A 26,045-nucleotide genomic window follows, 5' to 3' on the forward strand; every position below is an offset into this window, starting at 1 on the left:
GCTAACAGAGGCGCACTTTTACTAAAAGGGGATAACTCGGGGGAGAGGCAGTGCAGAAATAACGGTTTAGCATCAACGCAATAGCAATCAATATTCCCTGTCTTCAATCAGGCGTTTTCCCAGCGTGATACTATCGACAATCTCGTAATCGAGCTTTTCATACATGCCGATCACGGCATCGTTGTCTTCACGCACCATCAGGTGGATCTTCGGGCAGCCGCGGGCAATAAGCTTTTTCTCCAGACGGTTAATCAACGCATTCGCAATGCCGCGGCCGCGAAAATCTGGATGCACGCCCAGATAGTACGCAGACCCACGGTGTCCGTCGTAACCGCCCATCACCGATCCCACGAGTTCACCGTTCACCTCTGCGACCAGAAACAGATCGGGATCGTGATTGAGCTTACGTTCGATGTCCATTTCAGGATCGTTCCACGGGCGCAGCAAATCACAGCGTTCCCAGAGGGTGATCACGGCTTCAAAGTCATCCTGCCTAAATATGCGGATTTCCATCACAGTCGCCATTTTGCAATAAGGTAAATCGTGATTATCGCGTGATTTTTATCAGACGCAATCTCAAATTGCGCGCCGCCATCAGGAATCACACAACGGGTGGCCGGGGATCGATTTTATTGATGGTATACTGCCCGCCTTTATTATTGTGCCCTATCGCCAAAGAAACGAGATGCCTACTATGTCTGACGTCAATGCGGTAAAAAATTTTTTGCTTAGCTTACAGGAAGATATCTGTCAGAAGCTTGCGGCGATCGATGGCGGAGCCGATTTCGCCAAGGATGAATGGCAGCGGGCCGAAGGCGGCGGCGGGTGCAGCCGCGTGCTGTCCGGCGGGCGCATCTTTGAACGCGCTGGGGTCAATTTTTCCCACGTGACCGGCAAATCATTGCCACCTTCGGCCAGCACCCACCGCCCCGATCTGGCTGGCCGCAGCTTTCAGGCGATGGGCGTGTCGCTGGTCATTCATCCGCTGAGCCCTTATATCCCCACCAGCCATGCCAATGTACGCCTGTTCATCGCCGAGAAACCGGGAGAAGAACCGGTTTGGTGGTTTGGCGGCGGATTCGATCTTACGCCCTATTATGGTTTCAAAGAGGACGCAGTACATTGGCATCAGACCGCTCACGACCTGTGCCAGCCGTTCGGTGACGATGTCTACCCACGCTATAAAAAGTGGTGCGACGATTACTTCTTCCTCAAGCATCGTAACGAAGCGCGCGGCATCGGCGGGCTCTTTTTCGACGATCTCAACGAGCCCGATTTTGCAACCAGCTTTGCCTTCATCCGTGCCGTTGGTAACGGATTCCTCGATGGCTATCTGCCCATCGTTGAACGGCGTAAAGATCTGCCGTGGGGAGAACGCGAACGTGAATTCCAACTCTATCGCCGTGGCCGCTATGTGGAATTCAACCTGATTTGGGATCGCGGGACGCTGTTTGGCCTGCAAAGCGGTGGACGCACAGAGTCAATTTTGATGTCCATGCCACCGCTAGCACGCTGGGAATACCAGCACCAGCCTGAAGCGGATAGCCCAGAAGCCGCACTTTATCGAGATTTCTTGCCCGCTAGAGACTGGCTGGCAGAAAGTCACACGCACAACAAGGAAGCATAAGTCATGCAGATTTGGGTAGACGCTGACGCCTGTCCTAACGTCATTAAAGAAGTGCTATTTCGCGCGGCGGATCGCACACAAATGCAGATCACGCTGGTCGCCAACCAGACCATAAAAGTGCCACCCTCACGCTTTATCCGCACGCTGCGCGTCTCGGCGGGTTTTGACGTTGCCGACAATGAGATTGTGCAACGCGTTGAAGCCGGCGATCTGGTGATCACTGCGGATATTCCGCTGGCATCGGAAGTGATAGAAAAAGGCGGCGTCGCGTTGAATCCGCGCGGAGAGCGCTATACGCCGGATACCATTCGGGAACGCCTGAACATGCGGGACTTTATGGATACCATGCGAGCCAGCGGGATACAAACCGGTGGCCCCAGCGCATTAAACCAGCGGGACCGTCAGCAGTTCGCGAATGAGCTGGACAAGTGGTTGCAGCAGTCAAAAAAGCCATAATGACCTGAAGCTCTCGCCATCCCGCATTTGCTGCTTTTGACAGGCAAAGCAGGATGGCGATACTGACTTAGCGATACACTGGCAGCAGATCGAGGCTGGAAAGAATATGTATCAGCGCGGTGCCGATGCCAAATAGCAGCACCAGCGCAACCATCGCATTACCGCCCCGCACGCGAAACAGCGGGTTACCGAAGCGGACGCGCGACGCACGAGCCAGCAACGCAGGCGTAATCACCGCCCACACCGTAGCGGCCAGCCCGGCAAAGCCAATCGCATAAATAAAGCCGTTCGGATATAGCAGGCCACCGATGACCGGCGGCAGAAAGGTCACCAGCGCTGTTTTGGCTCTCCCCATTCGACTATCGTCAAATTTCAGCAAATCTGCCAGATAATCAAACAGCCCCAGCGTCACGCCGAGAAACGAACAGGCCACAGCAAAATTGGAAAAGACGGTCAGCAGCACATTCAGATAAGGGCTATTCAACACTCCCCCCAACGCCTGTACCAGCACGTCAATATTCCCACCCTGCTCCGCAATTCCGATAAAATCAGGGCGAGAAATATTCCCCATCGTGCCAATCAGCCAGATGGCATACATCACTAGCGCCAGCAAACTGCCAATAAACAGGCAGCGCTTGATGATCTGCGGTTCACGGCCGTAATGCTTCACCAGGCTGGGGACGTTGCCATGAAAACCAAAAGACGCCAGGCAGAATGGCAGCGTCATCAGTACATAAGGCAGATAGCTGGGTACCGGCTCCGCCACATTCAACAATACCGTTGGCTTCACATTCCACAGCAGGCTGCCGAACGTCATGAAAAAGGTCAGTACCTTTGCTGCCAGAAAAAAAGCGGTCATGCGGCTCACTGCCGCGGTACTCCACCACACGGTCAACGCGACAAACAGCGCAAACAAGAAACCACCAATGCGTGCAGAGAAATCAACCGACATCTCAGCAAGCGTGTGATGGATAATGGAACCACTCGCCGAAATGTAGGCGTAAGTCAGAATATAGAGGACAAAGGCAATCGATATGCCGTTAATCACATTCCAAGTCTTACCTAGCAGATCTTTAGTCAGCGTATCGAAGCTGGAACCAGTCGGATAATTAAGGTTCGCCTCCAGTATCATCAACCCCGAGTGATACATGCAAAACCAGGTAAACACCAACACGGCCAATGACCAGAAAAACCAGGCTCCCGACATCACCACCGGCAGGGAAAACATCCCAGCGCCAATAATCGTCCCAGCAATAATCATCGACCCGCCAAACAGCGAAGAAAGACGCTTTCCTGTACTGCTTTTTTCTACTGTATTCTCGCTCACTGCACGTGTTGCCATAACCGATAGTCGCTCGTTGGTTTTTTTATCAAGTCCGGGGGAGCTTCCCCCTAAAGACGAGGCGGGATCATGGCATAAAACCAAAATTATTCCATTGATTCATCTTAGTCAGGCGACTATTTGGTCGATAAATTGCGATAAATAAAAAAACCCAGCCGACTTCTGGCTGGGTTTGTCTGTATGACAGGAAATGGCTTACAGCGGCTGAGTTTGTGCTTCTACCACTGCCAGTGCGACCATGTTCACGATCCGGCGCACGGAGGCAATCGGCGTCAGGATGTGTACTGGTTTTGAAATACCCATCAGTACCGGCCCTACCGTCACGCCTTCTGAAGAGGAAACGCGTAGCAGGTTATAGCTGATACGCGCAGACTCCATGTTCGGCATGATCAGGATGTTAGCCGATCCTTTCAGCGGGCTGTCCGGCATTTGCTCGCGGCGGATCGCTTCCACCAGCGCGGCGTCACCGTGCATCTCGCCGTCGATCTCGAGTTCGGGTGCCAGCTTGTTGACCAGTGCCAGCGTGGCACGCATCTTCTGCGCCGTCGGAGAATCCGAAGTGCCGAAGCTGGAATGCGACAGCAGCGCGACTTTCGGCTCGATACCAAAACGGCGTACGCTTTCTGCTGCCATCAGCGTGATTTCCGCCAGCTGTTCCGGCGTCGGATCCGCGTTGACGTAGGTATCAGCGATAAAGGTGTTGCCGCTCGGTAGCATCAGCGCGTTCATCGCCCCCGCCGCATGGACGCCCTCGCGGTAACCGAACACTTTCTCAACCACGTCGAAATGCTCTTCATACGTGCCAATCGTGCCGCAAATCAGCGCGTCCGCTTCGCCACGGTGAACCATGATCGATCCAATCAGCGTTGGGTTTCCGATCACCGCACGCTGCGCTTTTTCCTGCGACACACCGCGACGCTTCATCAGCTCGAAATACTCGCTCCAGTATTCTTTGAAGCGCGGATCCGATTCGTTATTGACCACTTCGAAATCTTTACCGATGGTCAGCTGTAGTCCCAGTTTTTGCAGACGCATTTCGATGACGCTCGGACGACCAATCAGAATCGGGAAAGCCAGACCCAGCGTCACCAGCTCCTGCGTGGCGTGTAGCACGCGCGCATCTTCACCTTCCGCGAATACCACGCGTTTCGGCTGCTGACGCGCCTGCGCGAAAATCGGCTTCATGAACAGGTTGGTTTTGTAGACGAACTGGGTCAGTTTTTCGATATAGGCATCGAAATCTTCGATCGGACGCGTCGCCACGCCGGAATCCATCGCTGCCTTCGCTACCGCTGGTGCGATCTTGATGATCAGGCGTGGATCGAACGGTTTCGGGATCAGGTAATCTGGGCCAAACGACAACTCCTGATCGCCGTAGGCAGAGGCAACCACTTCACTCTGCTCTGCCAGCGCCAGATCGGCAATCGCGTGCACGCAAGCCAGCTTCATCTCTTCGTTAATCGTGGTCGCGCCCACATCCAGCGCACCACGGAAGATGAACGGGAAGCACAGTACGTTGTTCACCTGATTCGGGTAGTCAGAACGGCCGGTACAAATAATCGCATCCGGTCGCACTTCCTTCGCCAGCGGCGGCAGAATTTCTGGTTCCGGATTTGCCAACGCCATGATCAGCGGGCGCGGTGCCATGGTTTTCACCATCTCCGGCGTTAGTACACCGGGACCAGAGCAACCGAGGAAAATATCCGCATCAGGGATCACGTCAGCCAGCTTGCGGGCACCTTTATCTTCAATGGCGTAAGCGGCCTTGGTTTCTTCCATATTTTCGTCACGGCCGTGGAAAATCACGCCGCGCGAATCGCACACCACAATGTTGTGCTTCTGGAGACCCAGCGCCACCAGCAGGTTCAGACAAGCGATAGACGCCGCGCCCGCACCGGACACCACCAGGCGCACATCAGAGATATTTTTGTCCACTACGCGCAAGCCGTTCAGAACGGCGGCAGTACAAATGATGGCGGTGCCGTGCTGATCGTCATGGAAGACGGGAATCTTCATGCGTTCACGCAGTTTCTTCTCGATGTAGAAACACTCAGGTGCCTTGATGTCTTCCAGATTGATACCGCCGAACGTCGGCTCCAGCGCGGCGATCACGTCGATCAGTTTGTCCGGATCCAGCTCGTCGACTTCGATATCGAAAACATCAATGCCAGAGAATTTTTTGAACAGAACGCCTTTGCCTTCCATCACAGGCTTACCCGCCAGTGCGCCGATATTGCCGAGGCCCAGAACAGCCGTTCCGTTAGAGATCACGGCGACCAGATTGCCGCGCGCGGTATATTTGTAGGCTGCCAGCGGATCTGCCGCAATTTCCAGACAGGGAGCCGCAACGCCGGGAGAATACGCCAGCGCCAGATCGCGCTGCGTTGCCAGCGGCTTAGTCGGGGAAACCTGAATTTTGCCGGGGATCGGATACTGGTGGAAATCAAGGGCGCTTTGCTTTAGCTGTTCATCCATCTTATGTACCTTTTCGGTTTTGTTGTGTTGTGTCTGTAGGGTCAAGAGTACCCAGTATAGTGTTTGCGTATGGCTAAACTACCGAGGATGGCAAAAACTGAGGGGGAATGCTGGTTAATATAGTTATTTTATTTGACGGTTTTTTGTTCAACTTGCAGCTAGCGTCGAAGACACCAGGCGGGATAATTGAGAGAGATTCAGAGAAAACGGGGAGGATCGTCGCGTGATGCAAACACACCACGCAACAGAGAAAGAGAGGTTACTGCATCATATTCAGAATAGTACGAATGTTGCCTGCGCTGGTGGCGATAATATCGATGGCTCCGGTGCGCAGCGCGCCAAGAATCGCTAAGGCTTTGGTATTTTCAGACGCAATGGCAATCACACAGGGGATTTTATGTAGCTCTTCAATACTCACGCCAATCACCCGTTCGTTCATCACCGTATCCACATGCTGGCCCTGCGCGTTAAAGAAGTCATATCCGGCGATATCGCCAATCACACCCTGATTGAGGCTGGCATCAATAATTTCATGCGGGGTGAACCAGCCGAGTTTAACCATGTAGCTGTTCTCGTTCATATCCCCAATGCCCACCAGCGCGATATCGGCCTTGCGCGCCCGATCCAGCGTTTCCTTAATGGTGCCGTTTTGCATGAAGGCTTCTTTCAGCGCCCGGTTTTCGACATAAGCGGGTGAATACAGCGTTTCGCTGCTGCCACCGAATTTCTTTGCCAGACGGCGGCTGATATGGTCGGCGTTAATCGCATCGCCGGGACGGTGTGTTCCACCGATACCGCAGATAAAGCGGCAATTGCGTTCCGCCACATTGCTCACATGATCTGCGACCGCCGCCACATTACGCCCCTGCCCCACCGCCACCACCGTATCGTCTTTCAACGACAGCGCCAGATAGTTAGAAACCAGCGCTGCAACCTGCCGCCGCTGTTCCTCTTCATCCTGATGATCTAACGCAATCAAGGCGCGCTTGATCGAAAAGCGCTCCAGCATCTGCTGTTCAAGACGCGTGCTGAAGACCGGATGATAGCGCACGGTAATTTCAACAATGCCTTCTTCTTTCGCTCGTTTCAGCAAGCGCCCGACTTTAATGCGCGAAATACCAAATTTCTTGGCAATCTCTTCCTGAGTAATTTCGTCCTGATAATAAGCCACGGCGATTTCAGTCAGAAGTTCGCTTTCCTGAGATCCTGATTGTTTTTCCATCTGGTCACATTTTCCTTACGCAATGGGATCGGTTTATACAGACGCTGTGTCTACAGATGAAAACCGTCGCGATGAATAATTGTTGCATGCCGGGAAGAGAGGCTCAAGCCCGGCGCGATGATCCCTGACGGTGACGCAAACGAACAAAGGCCGCCGTGCCGTAAGCCAGCCCAAAAGGCTGGCTCAGACAGCGGCAGGATATTACCGTTGAATCGCATCAATCTTCAGCATTTTGGCAATCACCAGATCGAGCTCTTTCTCATCGAAAATCTTCTTCCAATCTGGCTTGATGATGTTCTCTTTACCGTATTCAATCGCGATCATACAAGCATCCGAGAACGGATTCGTGCTGCGGAAAGCCACCGCCAGCGCGATCTGAATGTGTCCATAAAGCATAGCTTTCGCCGCGGCCTCCGGTACACCAATCGTGTTGATAGTTTCATCCAGCGCTTCTTTCATCAACGTGCCAACCATACAGGCGACGGTTTCAACCAGCGTCGGTTCCAGATAGGCCAGCTGTTTTACCGTCACCCAGTGCACATCAAGCACTGGGCCATACATCACTTTCACCACGCGAGCCAGTTCAGCTTTCTGCTCGTCACTGCCCGCCTCATAAGAGGCGGCAACGTGCTGTGGCGCGGCCACGCCGCCAAATGCATCGGCATGTTCTTCCGGCGTGAAGCGATCCAGAAATACGGAAGGATGGCACGGATGGGCAACGGCGTAATCGATATCATCACGCTTGGCGATAAGGTTGGCATAGGCCGCCGCCGGGTCCAGCGTCAGCAACACCGCGTTGCTTTTCATCTGCGGGACAACCAGTCCGGAGACCACCTTCAGCGCAATATCTGGCACAGCCAAGATCACGACATCGCTTTCAGGAATCACCTGCTCAGCAACGGACAATTCTCTGCCCGCGGCAACCACTTGCTCCTGCGCACGCGGTGAGTTCTCGCAGTAAAACACCTGATAGTCACTTTTCTGGAAATTGGCAGAGATACGCATGCCCATTTTGCCGCCAGCGCCCAGTACGGTAATGGTTTTCAATTCAGCAGCCATGATTGTTACTCCTCGGATTTGGGATATTCAAAGAATGTGTGATGAACGGTTCGCATCGGGATTGCACGTGTAGAGATAATTCAGGCTATGGCGCGTCCAGGCGTCTTCCAGACGGCACGTTTCTTCCGCATTGGCCTGCCACGGCAGCCAATGCTCGACGATCTGATTAATGTTTCGCTCGTTTGGACGAACGATCTGGTGAAGTGCGTCGTAATCCAGCAGGCCAGTTCCGAGCAGACAGCCGGAATAGGTAAAGCCCACCCAACCTTCCTGACGGGCAAACGCAAAATCTTTGATGTGCAGGTTAACTACCCGCGAGGCCGTTAGTTCAATCACCTCACGCGGATATTCCAGGGCGGCAACACAGTTGCCAGGATCGAGACAAATTCCCAGCGCCGGACTGTCGATGGCGTCAACGACCGCCAGCACGTCGCGCGTTCTTACCTGCTCATAAGTTTCCAATCCCAGTTGGATATTGTGCTGCTCAAACTCAGGCAGCACCTGACGCAGTAACGTAAGCGCCTCGTCTTGTGTCGGCTTATGTGTTGCTGTGTTGAACATGGTGCGGATAAAACGGACATCCAGCGCACGCGCCATCGTGAGATAGCACGTCAGGTGATCCGTAGCAAGTCCTCGTGTTCCCAGTTCCAGTTGAATACCGAGATCGGCGGCGTGCTGTCGCAGTTTTTCCAACTCGGTGGACGAGAGCGCTTCCACCGCGGCGTAATCACAAATCTGGAAAACGCCTGCACCAGACTCTGCCGTTTGCTCCAGCATCGCTTGCAATCCCAGCGGATTCGGCACGCGGGAAGAGGCTCGCCAGAAGAACGCATAGGTACTTAATCCAATTGCCATATTTATTTCCTCTCACTTACGCCTGCGAGCCGAGCGTGAAGGCTTCATCCATAATGGCGTTAAACGCCGCCGGATCGTGGGCAAAACGCCCCAGAAACAGGCCATCAGCCGAATCGCCAAGCTGACTCAGCAATCCCGGCCCGGCGCTGCCGCCATAAATAATTCGTCCCTCACGCACGCCAGCCTGTGTTGGAAAATGCTGTTTTAATGCCTGACAGACCTCGCTGATGTACGCTGTCGGGGCGGGCTCCGTACTACCAATCGCCCACTGCGGTTCATACGCCAGTACCAGATCGCCCGTCAGCTCTTGCTTCTGGGCCAGATTCAGTGCCGCGTCTAATTGAGCCTGACAGGTGTCGATGGCTTGTTGCGTCGAGCCACGTTTCTCCTCGCCTACGCACAGTACCGGCGTTAGCCCATTACGCCAGGCCGCCGCCGTTTTCAGCGCGAAATGTTCATCCGTTTCACCAAAATAGCGGCGGCGCTCGGCATGCCCGATTTCGACATAGCGACACCCCATTTCATGTAGCATGGTGCCGCTCACTTCTCCGGTGAAGGCTCCGTTATCCGCCCAGTGCAGATCTTGTGCACCGACATGAACGGGTGACTCGGCAAAGCGCTGCACAACGGGCGCTAACGTCGGAAAAGCGGGCAGAACAAATAGCCTGACCGAAGGCAGTGACGATAATGGATGCTGTGCCACCATCGCCTGAATGTGCTGGCACCAGTCGAGTGTCTGCTGGTAGCCGAAATACATTTTCAGGCTGACGCCCAGCGTTAATTTGCGCGAACTCATCGCTCATTCTCCGCTTGCGCCGTCGTCTGATACGAAAGAGTCGGCGTCGTATCGCTGTTCAACACGGCTGACACCGCATCAAGGATCATGGCTAGCGATATCGCCCCCGCATCGGGCGTTCCCAGGCTTTTTTCTGCCAGCGGGCGTGCGCGACCAATTTTGGGTAACAGCTGTGCCGTGTCGTCAGCGGCCTGTTGGGCACACTGTGCAGCCTGCTGCCAGGCTTCTGGCAAGCGCATTCCCGCTTCGACTCGTTGCGTCAGTGCCAAACTAAAGGGGATGAGTGCATCCACCAGCGTTTTATCCCCCGGTTTCGCTTTACCGAAATGCATCACGCTCTCTTTGGCCTGACGTATACCGTCAGCCACGCGGCGACCGTCAGGACGCTGCTCATCACCCAACACCGTTCCCAGCGCATTCAACGCGACGCCCCAGATTGCGCCAGACGTTCCTCCTGCGCGATCGGCCCAGGCATCTGCCGCACGTTGCAATAACGTGCCGGCCCCCGCCTGCCGTTCCAGCATCTCCGCCGCTTTTTCCGCCGCGGCAATCACCCCGCGCTCCATACCAATGCCGTGATCGCCATCTCCGGCAATGGCATCGATACGGCCCAACTCGGTGACGTTAGCCAGTACAATGTCACGCGCCGCGTTCAACGCCGCCGCAACACAGTGTGCCGCTGCTTTCGATGCCGCCGTCGCGACTGGGATCACATCGAGTTCTGCCGTGAATGTCCGCTCAGCCAGCGGTTCGGCGGGAGACATACTGCCTTTACGGAATGCCGGTGCATCCGCAGGCGCACGCCAGAAACGTTCTAGTTCCTCATCCAGCCAGAACAACGTGAGCGATAGACCCGCCATATCAAAGCTAGTTACCAGCTCACCGACTTCCGGCTCGACCACCGTCAGCCCCTGCTCAACCAGCAGTTGTGAAACGCGGCGATAAACCACAAACAATTCTTCGTATTTCACCCCGCCGAGGCCGTTGAGTACCACGCTAATCCGCTGTCCGGAGAGCGTCGTGATGCCTTGCGGTACCTCTTTCAACAGTGAACTGACCAACAGCTCAGCCAGTTCATCAGCGGTTGAAATAAGGACATCACGGATACCCGGTTCGCCGTGAATCCCCATGCCTACCGCCATCATTCCTTCAGGAACGGTGAACAACGGGTGTTCCGCGCCCGGCAGGGTACAGCCAGAGAAGGCCACGCCGAGCGAGCGGGTACGCTGGTTGGCGCGCTCGGCAACCTCAAGCACAGCGGCCAAATCATAGCCCGCTTCCGCCGCCGCAGAGGCCGCCTTAAAAACCATCAGATCGCCCGCTACCCCGCGACGCTTTTGCCATTCATCCAGTGGCGCACTGGAAATATCATCGGTAACTGCCAGCAGCTCACACGGGATACCTTCCGCATTCAGACGCGCCTTAGCCTGTCCGAAATGAAGCACATCGCCCGCATAGTTACCGAACGTCAGCAGTACGCCACCACCATTGTGTGCCGCTCGGGCGACGGAGCAGATCTGCTGGGCTGATGGCGAAGCAAACAGGTTGCCCATCGCCGCGCCGTGCGCCAGCCCCTGCCCGACCAGTCCGGCAAACGCCGGGTAGTGGCCGGAGCCACCCCCGACCACAATAGCGACCCCACCTTCACGGCTGCGAGTGCTTCTGACCACGCCGCCAAGCACTTGACGCACTTTGTCAGCATGCGCCGCCGCAAAGCCTTCGGTCAGTTCTCGGGCAAAGGCGGAAGGTTGGTTGAACAAATACGTCATATTAATGCTCCTGTGTTACTGAGGCGGCTTTCGATACCCGATCCGAACGACTAAGCAGAACCATTAACACGGCGGAAAGCAGCATAAACCCGCCGACAATCATCATAGGCATCACGTAGGTTCCGGTTACGCCCCGCACCGCACCGGTGATGTATCCCGCGGAGAACCCAGCGACATTACCAATGGTGTTGATGAGTGCGATGGCCGCCGCCGCTGATGCGCCCGTCAGGAACTGAGTTGGTAACGTCCAAAAGTTAGGTAGCGCAGCGAAGATGGAGCAGGCCGTTACGGTAATCACCGCAATGGTCGCCGTCGGGGATTCCATAAACAGCGCCAGCGGAATGCTGATCGCACCGGTCAACGCTGGGATGGCGATGTGCCATGAACGACAACCGCGGCGCGTTGCATCACGCGACCAGAAATACATCACGATGGCCGCAGGCAAGTAAGGGATCGCGGTAATCAGCCCTTTATCCATGACGTTGAACGTCGTGCCGAACTGCTGTTGGAAACCCGCGATAATTGTGGGCAGGAAGAACGCCAGCGCGTAGAGGCCGTAAATAAAACCGAAGTAAATCAGGCACAGTACCCAGACGCGTTTGTTGAACATCACGGTCATCACGCCAGGGTGTTTGCTGTGATTTTTGGTGGCATGCTCGCTTTCCAGTTCACTGACCAGCCAGCGTTTTTCATCGGCATTCAGCCACTTGGCATCGGCCGGACGATCCACCAGATAGAACCAGGTAATGAGTCCAACAATAATGGCGGGAACAGAGACACCGAGGAACATCACCCGCCAACCGGACAATCCGAACAGGCCATGCTGCTCAATCAACCAGGCAGCCAGCGGCGCGCCTAACACCACCGTCAGCGGCTGTGCCAGATAGAACAGTGACAGGATCCTGCTACGGTAGCGGGCAGGCACCCACATACTGAGGAACAAGATCGCGCCAGGGAAAAAGCCCGCCTCCGCAATCCCCAGCAGGAAACGTAGGATATACAACCCTTCAAGACTGCTTACCCAGGTAAACAGCAATGACACGATGCCCCACGACACCATAATGCGTGACAGCCATTTGCGCGCGCCGAAACGGTGCAGCGCCAGATTACTTGGGACTTCCAGCAGAATATAACCAATGAAGAAAATGCCAGAAGCCAGTCCGAACTGCGCCACGGTGAGCGCAAGATCGGTGTTCATGCCATTCGGTCCCGCGAACGAAATAGCCGTACGATCGAGGAAGTTAATGAAAAACATCAAGCCGACGAAAGGCACCAAACGCCAGGAGATCTTGCGAATGGCCGATTGTTCTACAGCAGATGGTGTGGTGGTGGACGGTTTTGTGGCAGATTGCCCCGCCGTTGCAGCAGCCGATACTTTACTCATACAGCCCCCTTACTACCGATAGCCAACCCCTTCCCTGTCATTGCCTCTACGCCAGGCTGTTCCTGCATTTCATCCTCTTTCGTCATTCGATACCCGGTGTGACCTTTGTTGTTCGTTGTCTTTTTTATGGTTTGCATGCAGGTCTGACACATTGTTATGCCCTCTAAAGATTTAGATCATTAACACACTAAATGAACATATGAACGATATATTTGCCCCAGTCTTTTGCCTATCTCTCTGTTTAAAAATTGTGAGCATGATCTAAATATGTATCAAAAAGGTAAAATATCGCCTTAAAAGCCGCAAAAGTGACCAAGATCACTCTTTGAATCATCGTTTCCTCTCCGAGAAAACAAAAAACAAATAATCACACATTGAACATTTGAAAAAAGCGGTATATGTTTAGCCATGAAAAGGCCGGAAATGTACGGAATCATGTAGAGAGATTCTCGTTAGCGTCTGTTTATTCATGTTTTTATAAACAACTTAGCGAAAGCGACATATCAGGCTCACTTTGACCCTCAGCTAGGCAGGAGATAGATATGCTCTCGATTGCAATTGGTGCAGACAGCGCCGCGATTGATCTGAAAAACACGATTACTGATTATTTACAGCAGAAGGGGCTGACGGTGACCGACTACAGTTACGATCCCACTGGGGAAAACCCGATCTACCCCGATGTTGCCTACATGCTGGCACACGCGATCAAAGACGGTAAGCACCAACGTGGGATCCTGCTGTGCGGCACCGGGATCGGCATGAGTATCGTGGCTAACAAGGTCAATGGCATTCGTGCCGCTCAGTGCCATGACACCTATTCCGCTCAGCGAGCCAGAAAGAGTAACGATGCGCAGGTGATCGCACTGGGCGCTCGGGTTATCGGCCCTGAACTGGCAAAAGAGATTGTCGGTGCCTGGCTGGATGCCGAGTTTGAAGGCGGCGGATCGGCACCGAAAGTCGAGAAAATCAGCTACTACGAACACCAAGAAAATCACCGGTAATCCTGTCTGACGGCCCGTGGCTATCCCCAGACTGGCTGGCCGTCAGTCTTACCGTCCGTTCAACCGACTTATGCGTTCCGTCGAAAGAGCCCAACCGCAGCAATCGGAAAAAGCGCATGTTATTTCACGACCTCATGGCGCAGTGTGTTAGCTCTGTTTTACGCATGCCATTCTTCTTTTACACCAAGGAGCTCAGTCATGAATCAATTAGAAGCCCTTAAGCAGTTTACCGCGGTGGTCGCCGATAGCGGCGATATCGACTCTATTTGTCAATTTTCACCGCAAGATGCCACCACAAATCCGTCACTGATTCTAAAAGCCGCCACCTTGCCCCAGTATCAACCGCTGTTTGATGACGCGATCGCCTATGCAAACCAGCAAGGCGGTAGTCCGGAAACGCGCCTCATCAACGCCAGCGACCGACTGGCTGTGAATATCGGTGCAGAAGTGCTGAAAAGCATTCCAGGGCGCATCTCCACCGAAGTGGATGCCCGCCTCTCGTTCGATCGCGGTATGTGCGTCGCCAAAGCACGCAAACTCATTGGGATGTATCAGGAAAAAGACATTCCGCGCTCGCGCATTCTGATCAAACTTGCCGCCACCTGGGAAGGGATTCGCGCGGCTGAAGAGCTGGAAAAAGAAGGGATAAACTGCAACCTGACGCTGCTGTTCTCGTTTGCTCAGGCGCGTGCCTGCGCTGAAGCGGGTGTCTTTCTGATCTCGCCGTTTGTTGGTCGGATTTATGACTGGCATCAGGAAAAGCAGCCCACCCGCGACTATCAGGCTGAGAGCGATCCTGGCGTGATCTCCGTGCGTCATATTTATGACTACTACAAACGCCATCGCTACCAAACCGTGATCATGGGTGCCAGCTTCCGCAAAGTGGAACAGATTCTGGCGCTGGCGGGATGCGATCGCCTGACGATTTCCCCCACGCTGCTGGAGCAATTGAAAAACAGCCATGCCCCAGTCGAATGCCAACTGACGCCGTCGACCGAAGCGTTCAATCCACCTTCGCCACTGTCTGAAGCCGAGTTCCGCTGGGAACACTGTCAGGATGCGATGGCCGTCGATAAACTGGCGGAAGGCATTCGTCTGTTCGCTGCCGATCAACAAAAGCTGGAAGCGCTGCTGGCGGCCAAGCTGTAACGTCTGGAGTCGAACTGGCTGTCGGCGCGTATGACAAATTGACTGCCGCAGGCCGCAAGGTGCGCGTAGTGTCCATGCCGTCTACGGATGCGTTCGATAACGTGGTCGAAAAAGCGCAGGCGCTGCTGAAGTAAAGCGGCGGTTCGGTAAACTGACGATGCAGTAAAACACCGGTAGTAGACTGCGATATCGTGCACAAAAGGATCGCAAACCGCGCTATTGTTTGTGATCCAGATCAATTAATTCATCTGAGCACATTGCATGACTCCAGCGCCGCATGCTGATATTGCGGCGCAACACCATAAGTTGCACCAGCCTATTTTTATCGCGGCGTGCTACTGCTCCGGCAGGCAAGACCAAAATAAAAATGCATTTCCTCTTTTTTAGAGGTGCATTTTTATTTTGGTCTTTTTTTTTGGCCTAATTGGCGTCAACACAGGGTAAAGCTATGAATTATCAAAAAATGAATTATCAAAAACTTGGAGTCGACATCCTCGCGTTAAGCGGCGGCAAGCAGAACGTCAGCAAGCTGACCCACTGCGCTACCCGCTTACGCTTTGAGTTCAACGACAGCGATGCCGTACAGGCAGACGCAATTGCCAAACTCCCCGGCGTTATCAGCGTGGTCGATCGCGGCGGTCAGTTTCAGGTGGTCATCGGCAACGATGTCCAAATCACCTATCGCGCGATTTTGAACGAGATTGGCGAGATGAACGGCCAACGCACTGCCAGCAGTAAAGAACCGCAGAAGAAAGGCGGCATTTTCTCGCAAATCATCAGCGTGATTTCCACCACTTTCACCCCCGTTATCCCAGCGATTACCGGCGCAGGGATGATTAAAGCGCTGCTGGCGATCCTCAAGCTGACGGGGTTAATTTCCGCCGACAGCACGACCTATCGCCTGCTGGACACGATCTCCGATGCCGCCTTCTTCTTCCTGCCTGTGCTGCTGGCTTACGGTGCCTCCATCAAGTTCGCCTGTAACCCGATTCTGGCGATGACGATTGCGGGCGCACTGCTGCACCCGAATCTGGCTCAGCTACTGGCCTCCGGCGGCCCCATCAGCTTTATCGGTATTCCGGTACGGCTGGCGGACTATGCCGGATCGGTATTGCCGATCATTCTTACCGTATGGATCATGTCTTACATCGAGCAGTTTGCCGAAAAGATCTCGCCTTCGATGATCAAATTTTTCACCAAGCCGATGATTGTGCTGTTGTTTACCGCGCCGCTCGCGCTGGTGGTGATTGGGCCTTTCGGGATTTTCCTCAACGATCTGGTCGCCAGCGGTGCGGCGATCATTGACGGAAAAGCGAGCTGGCTTATTCCGATGCTGATGGGCGGTCTGCAACCGTTTTTGGTGATCACCGGCACCGCCTGGGCGATGACGCCAATTGCCACCTCGCAGCTGACTCGCAACGGTTTCGAGATGATCAACGGGCCCGGCATGCTGGCCTCCAACATTGCGCAGGGTGCGGCCACGCTGTGCGTAGCGCTGAAAACCAAGAATAAGAATTTGAAACAGCTGGCTTCTTCCGCAGGCTTCACCGCTCTGCTGGGCATCACCGAGCCTTCTCTGTACGGGGTGACGCTGAAACTGAAGAAACCGCTGATTGCCGCCATGATCGGCGGGGGCTGTGCGGGGATCTACGCCGGGCTGGCCGGGCTGGTTCGCTATGCCTTCGTCTCACCGGGTCTCGCGGCGCTGCCCGCCTTTATTGGTGAAAACCCGATGAACATCGTCCATGCGCTGATCACCTGCGCCATTGCGATTGTCGTCACGTTTGCGCTCACCTGGATCATGGGATTTGACGATCCGGTGGATGAAACCGAGACCACAGCAACCACCAATGGTCCGTCTACCTCGGAAACAGAGACCGCCAAAAAACCGCAGGCGGCGGAAAGCCACTCAGAACCACAAACGATACTCAGCCCGATGTCCGGCAAGCTGGTCGCGCTGAGTGACATCAACGATGACGTATTCTCACAGGGATTACTGGGACAAGGCGTGGCGATTATTCCTGACAACGGTGAAGTCGTCGCGCCGGTTAGTGGCGAAATCATCACGTTCCTTGAGTCTAAACACGCCGTCGGTATCCGGACAGATAACGGTCTGGAATTACTGATTCATGTCGGCCTTGATACGGTGAATCTCAACGGCAAGCACTTTACCGGCCATATCAAACCGGGCGACCGTGTCACCGCAGGCGACAGGCTAATTAGCTTCGATCTGCATGAAATCACGCGTCTGGGCTACGACCCGATTACGCCAGTGGTGATCATCAACAGCGATGACTACGCCAGCGTCGTCTGTACCGCACCACAGCCGATCGCCTCGCTGGATACCATCATTAAAGTGAACGCCTAATCCCCATAGAGGCATTGGGTGCTCTGCCCGATGCCTCTTCCCGGATGTGAGAGAACATATGCATTACCAACAGCAAAAACACTTCCCTGCGGGCTTTCTGTGGGGAGCCTCGACCTCGGCTTATCAGGTCGAAGGAGGCTGGCAGGCCGAGGGGAAAAGCCCGTCGATCATTGATAAATGCCTGCACCCGGAAAACACCGCCGACTTCACCGTGGCTAGCGATCACTACCATCGCTTTAAAGAAGACGTGCAGCTGTTTGCGGAACTGGGATTAAAGGCCTATCGCTTCTCTATTGCCTGGACGCGTATTCTTCCCGACGGCACCGGTGCAGTAAATCCGCTGGGCATCGCGTTTTACAACAGCCTGATTGATGAACTGAACGCGCACGGTATCGAGCCGGTCGTCACGCTCTACCATTTCGATTTGCCTTATTGTCTGGAAGCACAGGGCGGCTGGCAGAATCGCGCCACAATTGACGCCTTTGTTCACTACGCCCGCACGCTGTTTACGCATTTCGGCGACAAGGTGAAATACTGGCTGACGATTAATGAGCAGAACACCATGATTCTGCACCCCGGTGCGATTGGCCTGCCGGAAGGTGGCGTTTTGCCATCTAAAAAAGTGCTGTATCAGCAGAACCATCACATGATGCTGGCACAGGCGCAGGTCATGGCGTTGTGCCACGAACTCGCGCCCAACGGTTTGATTGGCCCGGCGATCAACACCACCTCCATGTATCAGGCCACCAGCAAGCCGGAAGATGCCATCGCCGCGCACAACTGGGAAACGCTGCGCTGCTGGAGCTTTCTGGATGTCGCGGTGCATGGCCGCTACAACGCGCTGGCCTGGCGCTATCTGGAAGATCGCGGCCTCGCGCCGGAGACATTGCCCGACGATGACGACATCCTGCAGTCAGGCAAACCCGACTACGTGGCGATTAACTACTACTCCACCGCCACCATTGCCGCCAGTAAAGGCGATGCATCGGATGTCAGCGCCCGCGCGGGCGATCAGCAAATCATGCTGGGCGAACCCGGCGTCTACCGCGCGGCGGACAATCCGCACGTCGATAAAACGCCTTATGGCTGGGTGATCGATCCCATTGGTTTGCGTTTAACGCTGCGTAAAACCTACGAGCGCTATCATCTGCCAATCCTGATTACGGAGAATGGCATGGGTGCGCCGGATAAGCTTGAGGCCGACGGGACGATCGACGATCAATATCGCATCGATTTTATTGCCCGTCATATTGAACAGATGCAGCTCGCTATCAGCGATGGCGTTGATCTTATTGGCTATTGTCCGTGGTCGGCGATCGATGTGGTCAGCACCCATCAGGGCTACGGTAAGCGCTACGGATTTATCTATGTGAACCGCGATGAGTTCGAGCTGAAAGATTTGCGCCGCATCAAAAAGAAAAGTTTTTACTGGTATCAGGGCGTCATAGCATCAAATGGCGCGCGGTTATTTCCTGGGGAATCCTAATACTGACGCCCCGGTACACGCTGTTAAAACAGAGATAAGCTCACTCTGAATCACTCATGTTGCGGGAAAACGCCCCCGCAACATGAAAGAGAAGAAATGGGTTATTATTTTACTGACGCTCCCACTGATATCACTCAAGAAACGCATGATGGCTGAACCGATAAAAGCAATAAAAATACTGAACAATAGCCTGGTGTTATCTTCCGATGCAGATAACAACGAAATCATTGTCATGGGGAAAGGGATCGGTTTTAACAGCAAAACCGGCGATATTCTCGATCCGACCAAAATTGAGAAGACCTTTATTCTCAAGGACGGCACATCGCCACGCGAATTTGCTCGTCTGATTGAGCACGTCGGGGAAGAATATGTTCATATCGTGAATAAGATTATTGATGATGCGAACCGACAGCTTCATGGTCGCCTGAGCGAACAGGTCTTTTTTACGCTGATCGACCATATCAGCTTTGCGATTGAGCGCTATCGCAAAGGCATCAGCATACAAAATCGTCTGCTTTATGAAGTAAAGCGATTTTACCCGCAGGAGTTTGCGATTGCCTCGCGGGCGCTCAACGACATTAACCAGCAAATGAACCTGGAGTTACCCGAAGAGGAAGCGGGCAATATCGCGTTCCATTTGGTCAACGCCCAAACCGACGTCCAGAATATGGAGAACACGCTCCAGTCGGTCAAAATGCTGAAAGATATCTTTAATATCATTCAGTACAACTTCCATATCGTGATTGATAAAGAATCCATTAACTACTCACGCTTCCTGACGCACATGCAATTCTTTATTCAGCGTCTGCTGGAAAATAGCCTGATTCATTCAAACGATGACTTTATTTTTGAGCAGGTCACCAAAGAATATCCTGATGCCTATAAATGCAGCCGACTGATCAAAGACTATATTCACAACCTGCTCAACATCGACATTTCTAACGATGAAATGCTGTACCTGATTATTCATATCGTCCGTATCACCCCAGAACAGGAAAGTGCGCCCAATCGGCGATAAATTGATCAGCGGTTTTCCTGCCGCTGCTGCACCTCCTCGTTCTGATGACCTCACAAGTGCAACACGCACAAGAACCCATCCCTGATAGTCCATTTGGACAAGGAACAACCCATGCGGGTGACACGGCGATTACTGAAAGTTTCATCGCATTTTTGGGTACTGGGCATGTTCAATCAATAAGGCATTGGCTACTATCATTTTCATAAGCAAATTATGGAAAATTTTTTGTGGCAACGATTACAGATATCGCTCAAAAAGCTGGGGTGGCAGCCTCAACCGTTTCTCGCGTACTTAATAACGATCCCAGCCTGTCCATAACCAAAGAAAAGCGCCAACTCATCAAGAAAATCGCCCATGAGTTGGCCTATTTATCGCCTACACAACGTAAGCAGCAGAAAAAAAAGTTAGAGAACTCGCTCGTTGTCCGCTCTCATTTCAAAATGGATAATGAAAACGTATTGAATCTCGCCGTCGTCCACTTTCTTACGCCCTCAGAAGAACTCAACGACCCTTATTTCACCGCAATGCGTATTGGCATTGAAAACCGCTGCCATCATTTTAATATTTCGTTACGCAATCTATTCACCACCAATTTATCATCCAATAGCCAGACTTTAGCTCAGGCGCAGGCGATCATTTGCGTAGGTCACTTTAGCGATAGCGACATCGCCTTAATCTATTCATTAAATAAAAACCTGATTTTTATCGACTCGGCCCCTCTCGATAAACAATGTGACGCCGTGCTTTTTGATCGGGAAGCGGCTGCACGCGAAGTATTACATTACATTGTGAATAGTGGCGCTCAGCGCCCCGCATTTATAGGGAACAATGAAAGCCGGTTGCATGTATTTCAGGAGATAACGCAAAAACACGGTATCTACGACGAGTCGCGATGCAAGGTCAGTCAGCTATTCTGTATTGAGTCCGGCTATCAGGCGATGAATGAGTTGCTGCAACAAAAAGAGTGGCCTGATGTCGTATTCGCGGCGACAGACATTATCGCTATTGGCGTGTACCGGGCGATTCAAGAGAAAGGTATTGCCATTCCTAAGCAAATAAAAGTGGTTGGGATGAATGACATCCCCACAGCACAGCATCTCAATCCCAGTTTGACCACAATGCGACTTTACCCCACTGAAATGGGCGAAGCTGCCGTCGATCTGTTTTTAGAGCTGGTGGCAGGACGCTATTATAAAAAACACGTACAGATTGGTTATGAGATGATGTGGCGCGAAAGCTTCACACTCAACGATGCCCTTTTATAATACGTCCCCTTATCTTTCCTATCCTTACAAATATACCCTAAATAATTCGAGTTGCGTGAAGGCGGCAACCGAGCGAATCCCCAGGAGCTTACACCGGTAAGTGACTGGGGTGAGTAAGGGCGGCCAACGCACAAGCAGCTTGAAGTATGACGGGTATAAAGTGGCCACGTAAGCAAACTACGTGGCCAGAGAATGTCAATTAGCGGTTATTTTCCACAGCTGATTCCATCCCCCATTATCATGCCATTGAATACCGGAGGCACCGTTCTCTGTTGAACGACTACTGATATCCAGCAGCTTTCCGCTATTTCTATTCATGATTTTATAATAGCCATCGCCAGCATCTAAAATCAGCCATTGCTGGCTAAAATGGCCGGTGTTATACATTTGGAGAATTTGCGCACCATCCTCATTGGCACTGAAATTAACATCAATGTACTTTCCGCTATTCACATTCACCAGATTGAAATAACCATTGCCAATCGCGTTAAAATAAAAACGCTGGCTGTCCCAGTTGCCGTCACTGTATTGTTCAACCCATGCGCCATCTTCACTCGAACCGCTCACGATATTCAGCGATTTACTACTGTGTCGATTAACGATTTTATAGCGGGTGCCGTTGACGAAATTGATTTGCGATTCGGCAAACGCGTCCAGTGCTCGGGTAAATTGCAATACATTGGTTGAAACTTGCGTCGTCGCGCCTAAAGCGTAGCCATCCGGTAGCACCTTTGCATTAGCCGCTGGTTCCCAATAAAAAACCCCAATCCCTTTATTTCCCGGCACGGCTTTAACAAGATTAATCGTATCCCTGATCGTCCAGTAACTGTCTGTCGGGTTGGTTTCCAAACCGCCGACTTCAACGACCATGACTTCCTTACCATACCGGCTCGCCATATCATTGAGATTGCTCGCCAGAGCGCCAGTGAGCTCCCAATAATTTTTCCCTTCCCAGTAGGGATAGAACGAAAAGCCAATCACATCGGTTTTCCCACCGTGCGTGGTGAGGAAATTATCAAAAAACCAGCGAGAGTTTGAATTATTATTCCCATGCGCCAGATGGCTGATCACCTTAGAGGAAGGGCTGACCGCTTTAACCGCATCATAGCCCGCATTCAGTAGCTGCGTTAGATTGGCAAACCGGCTTGTGCTACCTTCCGGGAGTAAAATGCCCGGGTTCATTTCGTTGCCGACCTGCACCCATTCCGGCGTCACGCCAGCGGATACCAACGCAGTCATCACTTCATGAGTGTGATTATAAACGGCCGTCGTTAATTGACTCAGATTGTAGTTCGCCCACGCCGCTGGCTTTATTTGATGACCCGGATCCGCGAAAACATCACTGTAGTGGAAATCCACCATGACGCGCATTCCCATCGCTTTGGCGCGCTGCGCGGCATCCACCACGCGGGTTTTATCCGTATAGCCAAGCATCGTCCAGGTCGTATTATCTTTATGCCATAGCGCACTGGGGTCGGGATTAACGAAAATGCGTAACCGTACAGCGTTTATACCGTGATCGCGCAATATCTGTAATACATCGCGCGGCGTTCCTGCATCATCACGCCAGCTTACCCCGCGATCTTCTAATTGCTTTACCCAGCCAATATCCGCGCCGTAAGCAAACGGCTGCGCCGCTTTCGCCAAATTGGCTGACATAAACCCTATAAACAGCATTAACAATATAGAGATGATTCCTGAATAATTATTCTTTTTCATTCATTTCTCCTTGAGGTAACACGCTTAAAGGGCATTTATTACATAAATACCCAGGTACAGATTAAAAATAGAGGGGGATACTGATAAAAATAAATTTCACAGAATAAACCAAGCAGCCATTAATGGCTGCTTAGCTATTTTCTAAATTTTTCACTTATTCAACATGACGTTTTCTATGGCGTTATCCTCGTCATGACAGACATTTTATTTTTAATTAATCCGCTTTCCATTTTCATCAAAAAAGTGCAGATGTTCACTACGGCACGTCAGCGGAATCGTTGAGTAAGGCACAATACTATTATCACCCGACAAATGAACCTTGAAATTATTAACGCCAGAATACGCACCAAAAATATAGGTCGCATTACCCAGCCTTTCCGTGACCTCACTCGTGATCGACAAGCTGACGTCCCCACCGTTCGGGTCAATACTCAGGTGTTCAGGGCGAATACCCACGGTAATTTTCTGATCGGCACACAATCCGTGGTTAGCAAGATTAACGGAAAGCGTATTGAGCTTATTGATCAAGATACTCACGTTGTTCCCTTCAACCTGTAGCACTTCGCCAGGTAGAAAGTTCATATTCGGCGAACCGATAAAACCTGCGACAAAAAGATTTTCTGGCTTATGGTAGAGCGCCATCGGTGTCCCAACCTGCTCAATATATCCCTTGTTTAACACCACAATTTTATCCGCCAGCGTCATCGCTTCGACTTGATCGTGCGTCACATAAACCATGGTGTTACGCATTTCCTGATGAAGCCGGGCAATCTGTAAACGCATTTCCACGCGTAATTCGGCATCGAGGTTCGACAAGGGCTCATCGAATAAGAACACTTTAGGATCGCGCACAATGGCACGCCCAATCGCAACACGCTGACGCTGACCGCCAGAAAGCTGTTTCGGTGTGCGGTCTAACAGTGCTTCTAGCTGGAGCGTCATCGCGGCCTTACGCACCATTTTTTCGACTTCAGCTTTGGGGTGCCCGTTCATTCTCAACCCAAACCCCATATTTTCAGCCACCGTCATATGCGGGTACAGCGCGTAAGACTGGAACACCATCGCAATCCCCCGCTCTGCGGGATCGAAATGGTTAACTAAACGGTTATCAATATGAATTTCGCCATCCGTGATATCTTCCAATCCTGCGATCATTCTCAGCAACGTCGATTTACCACACCCCGACGGACCGACGAAGACCACAAATTCGCCTGAATTAATCTCAAGATTAATACGATGGATGGTTTCAGTCTTATCGTAACGCTTCACTATATTTTTTAATAAAATATCAGCCATGTTGAACCTCAAACTTAATTTGCCATTGCGCGCGTATTACTTCACTGCGCCCGTCATGCTGGCGATAAATTGCTTTTGCATGGCGAAGAAGATAAGTAAGCTAGGAAGAGTAGAGATGACTGTTCCCACCATAATAAGCCCGAAGTCTGGAGAATAGGCAGAAGCAAAGCTGGATAACACCAGATTAATCGTCTTTAATTCATTAGACTGGAGGACAATAAGCGGCCAGAGAAAGGCATTCCATGACGTCATAAAAACAATGATAAACGCAGCGGAATAGCTGGCTCGCATAATCGGTACATAGACATACAAGAAAATTTTCCACTCCGCGACGCTTTCCACGCGCGCAGCATCGATCAACTCTCTCGGAAACGTTTTCGTACATTGCCTAAAGTAAAAAATAATAAACGCACCGGCCACCGTCGGCATGACAACGGCAAAATGCGTATCCAGTAAGCCAGCCTTACCAAACATGGTAAAAAGCGGGATCATTAATGCTGCAAACGGGATCATCATCGTCGTTAATAGTGCGACATAGACACGCTCACGATTCTTGCTGGAATAAATCTCAAAGGCATAACCTGCGATAGAGCACACCACCAGCGTTGACACCGTACTGATCAATGCAATCTTTGAGGTATTCCAAAACACTAATGCCAGATCCACCTGACTCGTCAGATTGGTAAAGTTGACCAGTAATTGATCGCCAAACGTGAATTTACCCATGTTGATTTGGCTGGTGCTATTCGTGCTCGATACCACCATCCAATAGAATGGGAAAAGCGAGAAAATGCTCATCAGCACAAGAAAAATATGCATCAGCATGCTGTTAATTTTACTTTTTCTCATATTATCCCTTCCGTGCTGCTTTAAACTGAATCAGCGCCAGTATTGCTGAGAAAACAACAATCACGTATGAAACCGTTGCCGCATAGCCAAAGTTCGGTACAAATTTGAATGACAAATTATAAATATAAAGCGATAACGTCAGCGTCGCATTTGCCGGACCACCATTCGTGATATTCATGACTTCATCAAACAACTGTAATGTGCCAATGGTTGATGTCACACTGGTAAAAAGAATAACCGGTTTCAATAAGGGTATGGTGATGAAGAAAAACTGCTTAATGGGGCTGACGCCATCAACCCTAGCCGCCTCATAAATTGACTTATCAATATTCTGCATAGCAGAAAGATAAAATATCATGTTATATCCCGTCCAGCGCCATGTAATGGCAATAATGATGGTCACTTTCGCCCAGAAAGGATCGGACAACCACGGAATCGGATCGTCAATAACATGAATAAACAGCAAGAATGAATTAATCACGCCATCCAGTTCAAACATACTCTTGAAAAGAATGGAGTAGGCCACCAGTGAGGTCACACAAGGTAAAAAGATCGCTATTCTAAACCACTGGCGATATTTAAGCTGAGACGAGTTCAAACAAGAAGAAATAGCCAGTGATAATAGAATCATAATGGGGACTTGGATTACCAGAAACGTTAACGTATTCCAAAGTGCCGTTTTGAACATAGGATCACTGAATAAACGAATGATATTTCCCAGGCCAACAAATTGTGTCACCACACCACGGCCAGACTGAAAAGAAAGCCACAGTGATTTGAAAATAGGGTATATCGTCATTAAGGCAATTAACCCAACAGCGGTAGCGACAAAAGCCCAGCCGTTGATGTTATAAAGCCTATTCATTTTAGGTTTATACATCATTATCACACCATCGATTTCTGGAGAGA

General features: G+C 51.9%; 21 protein-coding genes and 1 pseudogene. 9 read left to right on the forward strand and 13 right to left on the reverse strand.

Features of this window, described 5'->3' with window-relative positions; genetic code table 11:
• Window positions 1-87: 87 nt before the first annotated feature.
• Window positions 88-513 (reverse strand): GNAT family acetyltransferase, encoded by a 426-nt coding sequence (locus IG609_RS16165; RefSeq protein WP_193398360.1) that lies wholly within the window; start codon window positions 511-513, stop codon window positions 88-90.
• A gap of 181 nt (window positions 514-694) precedes the next feature.
• On the opposite strand from IG609_RS16165, the gene hemF reads away from it, so the two are divergent.
• Window positions 695-1,627 (forward strand): oxygen-dependent coproporphyrinogen oxidase, encoded by a 933-nt coding sequence (gene hemF, locus IG609_RS16170; RefSeq protein ID WP_193398359.1) that lies wholly within the window; start codon window positions 695-697, stop codon window positions 1,625-1,627.
• Between the two features lie 3 nt (window positions 1,628-1,630).
• On the forward strand, window positions 1,631-2,083 hold the full coding sequence (locus IG609_RS16175) for a YaiI/YqxD family protein (RefSeq protein ID WP_193398358.1): 453 nt from the start codon (window positions 1,631-1,633) through the stop codon (window positions 2,081-2,083).
• A gap of 67 nt (window positions 2,084-2,150) precedes the next feature.
• Here IG609_RS16175 and mtr read toward each other — a convergent pair whose 3' ends face one another.
• The 8 genes from mtr to IG609_RS16215 form a co-directional block, all read right to left on the reverse strand.
• Complete coding sequence (mtr, locus tag IG609_RS16180) at window positions 2,151-3,344, reverse strand: tryptophan permease (protein WP_250127255.1); 1,194 nt, start codon at window positions 3,342-3,344, stop codon at window positions 2,151-2,153.
• 276 nt (window positions 3,345-3,620) lie between these two features.
• Window positions 3,621-5,900 carry an NADP-dependent oxaloacetate-decarboxylating malate dehydrogenase gene (maeB, locus tag IG609_RS16185; protein ID WP_193400178.1) on the reverse strand — a complete coding sequence of 760 codons (2,280 nt, stop codon included), beginning with the start codon at window positions 5,898-5,900 and terminating at the stop codon, window positions 3,621-3,623.
• Between the two features lie 259 nt (window positions 5,901-6,159).
• Window positions 6,160-7,122: a sugar-binding transcriptional regulator gene (locus IG609_RS16190; RefSeq protein ID WP_193398355.1), complete on the reverse strand. Its 963-nt coding sequence runs from the start codon at window positions 7,120-7,122 to the stop codon at window positions 6,160-6,162.
• Between the two features lie 201 nt (window positions 7,123-7,323).
• On the reverse strand, window positions 7,324-8,181 hold the full coding sequence (locus IG609_RS16195) for a phosphogluconate dehydrogenase C-terminal domain-containing protein (protein ID WP_103183622.1): 858 nt from the start codon (window positions 8,179-8,181) through the stop codon (window positions 7,324-7,326).
• A gap of 27 nt (window positions 8,182-8,208) precedes the next feature.
• A complete protein-coding gene (locus tag IG609_RS16200; protein WP_193400180.1) occupies window positions 8,209-9,036 on the reverse strand; it encodes a sugar phosphate isomerase/epimerase family protein in 828 nt (275 codons plus the stop codon).
• A gap of 16 nt (window positions 9,037-9,052) precedes the next feature.
• On the reverse strand, window positions 9,053-9,832 hold the full coding sequence (gene lerI / locus IG609_RS16205; protein ID WP_193400182.1) for an L-erythrulose-1-phosphate isomerase: 780 nt from the start codon (window positions 9,830-9,832) through the stop codon (window positions 9,053-9,055).
• On the reverse strand, window positions 9,829-11,601 hold the full coding sequence (gene lerK / locus IG609_RS16210; RefSeq protein WP_193400184.1) for an L-erythrulose kinase: 1,773 nt from the start codon (window positions 11,599-11,601) through the stop codon (window positions 9,829-9,831). Before lerK ends, lerI begins: the two co-directional genes overlap by 4 nt.
• Before the next feature lies 1 nt (window position 11,602).
• Window positions 11,603-12,985, reverse strand: coding sequence for an MFS transporter (locus tag IG609_RS16215; RefSeq protein ID WP_102118208.1), 1,383 nt, complete (start codon window positions 12,983-12,985; stop codon window positions 11,603-11,605).
• Between the two features lie 542 nt (window positions 12,986-13,527).
• On the opposite strand from IG609_RS16215, the gene rpiB reads away from it, so the two are divergent.
• From rpiB to IG609_RS16250, 7 genes and pseudogenes are all read left to right on the forward strand, one after another.
• A complete protein-coding gene (gene rpiB / locus IG609_RS16220; RefSeq protein ID WP_193398350.1) occupies window positions 13,528-13,986 on the forward strand; it encodes a ribose 5-phosphate isomerase B in 459 nt (152 codons plus the stop codon).
• 198 nt (window positions 13,987-14,184) lie between these two features.
• Complete coding sequence (gene tal, locus IG609_RS16225; protein ID WP_193398349.1) at window positions 14,185-15,135, forward strand: transaldolase; 951 nt, start codon at window positions 14,185-14,187, stop codon at window positions 15,133-15,135.
• Window positions 15,129-15,233 (forward strand): annotated as a pseudogene (locus tag IG609_RS16230) (transketolase-like TK C-terminal-containing protein); the annotation flags it as partial. The gene tal and the pseudogene IG609_RS16230, both read left to right, overlap by 7 nt.
• A gap of 365 nt (window positions 15,234-15,598) precedes the next feature.
• Window positions 15,599-17,503 carry a beta-glucoside-specific PTS transporter subunit IIABC gene (locus tag IG609_RS16235; protein WP_193400194.1) on the forward strand — a complete coding sequence of 635 codons (1,905 nt, stop codon included), beginning with the start codon at window positions 15,599-15,601 and terminating at the stop codon, window positions 17,501-17,503.
• Window positions 17,504-17,561: 58 nt separating this feature from the next.
• Window positions 17,562-18,989, forward strand: a complete 1,428-nt coding sequence (locus IG609_RS16240; RefSeq protein ID WP_193400186.1) for a glycoside hydrolase family 1 protein — start codon at window positions 17,562-17,564, stop codon at window positions 18,987-18,989.
• A 148-nt stretch (window positions 18,990-19,137) separates the two neighbouring features.
• Window positions 19,138-20,007 (forward strand): BglG family transcription antiterminator LicT, encoded by an 870-nt coding sequence (licT, locus tag IG609_RS16245; protein WP_010282486.1) that lies wholly within the window; start codon window positions 19,138-19,140, stop codon window positions 20,005-20,007.
• A gap of 227 nt (window positions 20,008-20,234) precedes the next feature.
• A complete protein-coding gene (locus tag IG609_RS16250; protein WP_193398348.1) occupies window positions 20,235-21,272 on the forward strand; it encodes a LacI family DNA-binding transcriptional regulator in 1,038 nt (345 codons plus the stop codon).
• Window positions 21,273-21,467: 195 nt separating this feature from the next.
• Here the strand turns inward: IG609_RS16250 and IG609_RS16255 are convergent, their stop codons facing one another.
• The 4 genes from IG609_RS16255 to IG609_RS16270 all read right to left on the reverse strand — a co-directional run bounded on the left by IG609_RS16255 (window position 21,468) and on the right by IG609_RS16270 (window position 26,019).
• Entirely contained in the window at window positions 21,468-22,991 is a 1,524-nt protein-coding gene (locus tag IG609_RS16255; RefSeq protein ID WP_193398347.1) for a glycosyl hydrolase 53 family protein, read from the reverse strand.
• 210 nt (window positions 22,992-23,201) lie between these two features.
• Window positions 23,202-24,287, reverse strand: coding sequence for an ABC transporter ATP-binding protein (locus IG609_RS16260; protein ID WP_116163314.1), 1,086 nt, complete (start codon window positions 24,285-24,287; stop codon window positions 23,202-23,204).
• 36 nt (window positions 24,288-24,323) lie between these two features.
• Window positions 24,324-25,136 (reverse strand): carbohydrate ABC transporter permease, encoded by an 813-nt coding sequence (locus tag IG609_RS16265; RefSeq protein WP_039274968.1) that lies wholly within the window; start codon window positions 25,134-25,136, stop codon window positions 24,324-24,326.
• A 1-nt stretch (window position 25,137) separates the two neighbouring features.
• Window positions 25,138-26,019, reverse strand: a complete 882-nt coding sequence (locus IG609_RS16270; RefSeq protein WP_039274971.1) for a carbohydrate ABC transporter permease — start codon at window positions 26,017-26,019, stop codon at window positions 25,138-25,140.
• Window positions 26,020-26,045: the final 26 nt, after the last annotated feature.

This window comes from Pectobacterium quasiaquaticum, assembly GCF_014946775.2.
Lineage (GTDB): Bacteria > Pseudomonadota > Gammaproteobacteria > Enterobacterales > Enterobacteriaceae > Pectobacterium > Pectobacterium aquaticum.

What these genes read in the sequence shown, in the direction of transcription:
- IG609_RS16165 (WP_193398360.1), bottom strand. Translation starts at nt 513, where the DNA reads ATGGAAATCCGCATATTTAGGCAGGATGACTTTGAAGCCGTGATCACC.
- hemF (WP_193398359.1), top strand. Translation starts at nt 695, where the DNA reads ATGTCTGACGTCAATGCGGTAAAAAATTTTTTGCTTAGCTTACAGGAA.
- IG609_RS16175 (WP_193398358.1), top strand. Translation starts at nt 1,631, where the DNA reads ATGCAGATTTGGGTAGACGCTGACGCCTGTCCTAACGTCATTAAAGAA.
- mtr (WP_250127255.1), bottom strand. Translation starts at nt 3,344, where the DNA reads ATGATTATTGCTGGGACGATTATTGGCGCTGGGATGTTTTCCCTGCCG.
- maeB (WP_193400178.1), bottom strand. Translation starts at nt 5,900, where the DNA reads ATGGATGAACAGCTAAAGCAAAGCGCCCTTGATTTCCACCAGTATCCG.
- IG609_RS16190 (WP_193398355.1), bottom strand. Translation starts at nt 7,122, where the DNA reads ATGGAAAAACAATCAGGATCTCAGGAAAGCGAACTTCTGACTGAAATC.
- IG609_RS16195 (WP_103183622.1), bottom strand. Translation starts at nt 8,181, where the DNA reads ATGGCTGCTGAATTGAAAACCATTACCGTACTGGGCGCTGGCGGCAAA.
- IG609_RS16200 (WP_193400180.1), bottom strand. Translation starts at nt 9,036, where the DNA reads ATGGCAATTGGATTAAGTACCTATGCGTTCTTCTGGCGAGCCTCTTCC.
- lerI (WP_193400182.1), bottom strand. Translation starts at nt 9,832, where the DNA reads ATGAGTTCGCGCAAATTAACGCTGGGCGTCAGCCTGAAAATGTATTTC.
- lerK (WP_193400184.1), bottom strand. Translation starts at nt 11,601, where the DNA reads ATGACGTATTTGTTCAACCAACCTTCCGCCTTTGCCCGAGAACTGACC.
- IG609_RS16215 (WP_102118208.1), bottom strand. Translation starts at nt 12,985, where the DNA reads ATGAGTAAAGTATCGGCTGCTGCAACGGCGGGGCAATCTGCCACAAAA.
- rpiB (WP_193398350.1), top strand. Translation starts at nt 13,528, where the DNA reads ATGCTCTCGATTGCAATTGGTGCAGACAGCGCCGCGATTGATCTGAAA.
- tal (WP_193398349.1), top strand. Translation starts at nt 14,185, where the DNA reads ATGAATCAATTAGAAGCCCTTAAGCAGTTTACCGCGGTGGTCGCCGAT.
- IG609_RS16235 (WP_193400194.1), top strand. Translation starts at nt 15,599, where the DNA reads ATGAATTATCAAAAACTTGGAGTCGACATCCTCGCGTTAAGCGGCGGC.
- IG609_RS16240 (WP_193400186.1), top strand. Translation starts at nt 17,562, where the DNA reads ATGCATTACCAACAGCAAAAACACTTCCCTGCGGGCTTTCTGTGGGGA.
- licT (WP_010282486.1), top strand. Translation starts at nt 19,138, where the DNA reads ATGGCTGAACCGATAAAAGCAATAAAAATACTGAACAATAGCCTGGTG.
- IG609_RS16255 (WP_193398347.1), bottom strand. Translation starts at nt 22,991, where the DNA reads ATGAAAAAGAATAATTATTCAGGAATCATCTCTATATTGTTAATGCTG.
- IG609_RS16260 (WP_116163314.1), bottom strand. Translation starts at nt 24,287, where the DNA reads ATGGCTGATATTTTATTAAAAAATATAGTGAAGCGTTACGATAAGACT.
- IG609_RS16265 (WP_039274968.1), bottom strand. Translation starts at nt 25,136, where the DNA reads ATGAGAAAAAGTAAAATTAACAGCATGCTGATGCATATTTTTCTTGTG.
- IG609_RS16270 (WP_039274971.1), bottom strand. Translation starts at nt 26,019, where the DNA reads ATGATGTATAAACCTAAAATGAATAGGCTTTATAACATCAACGGCTGG.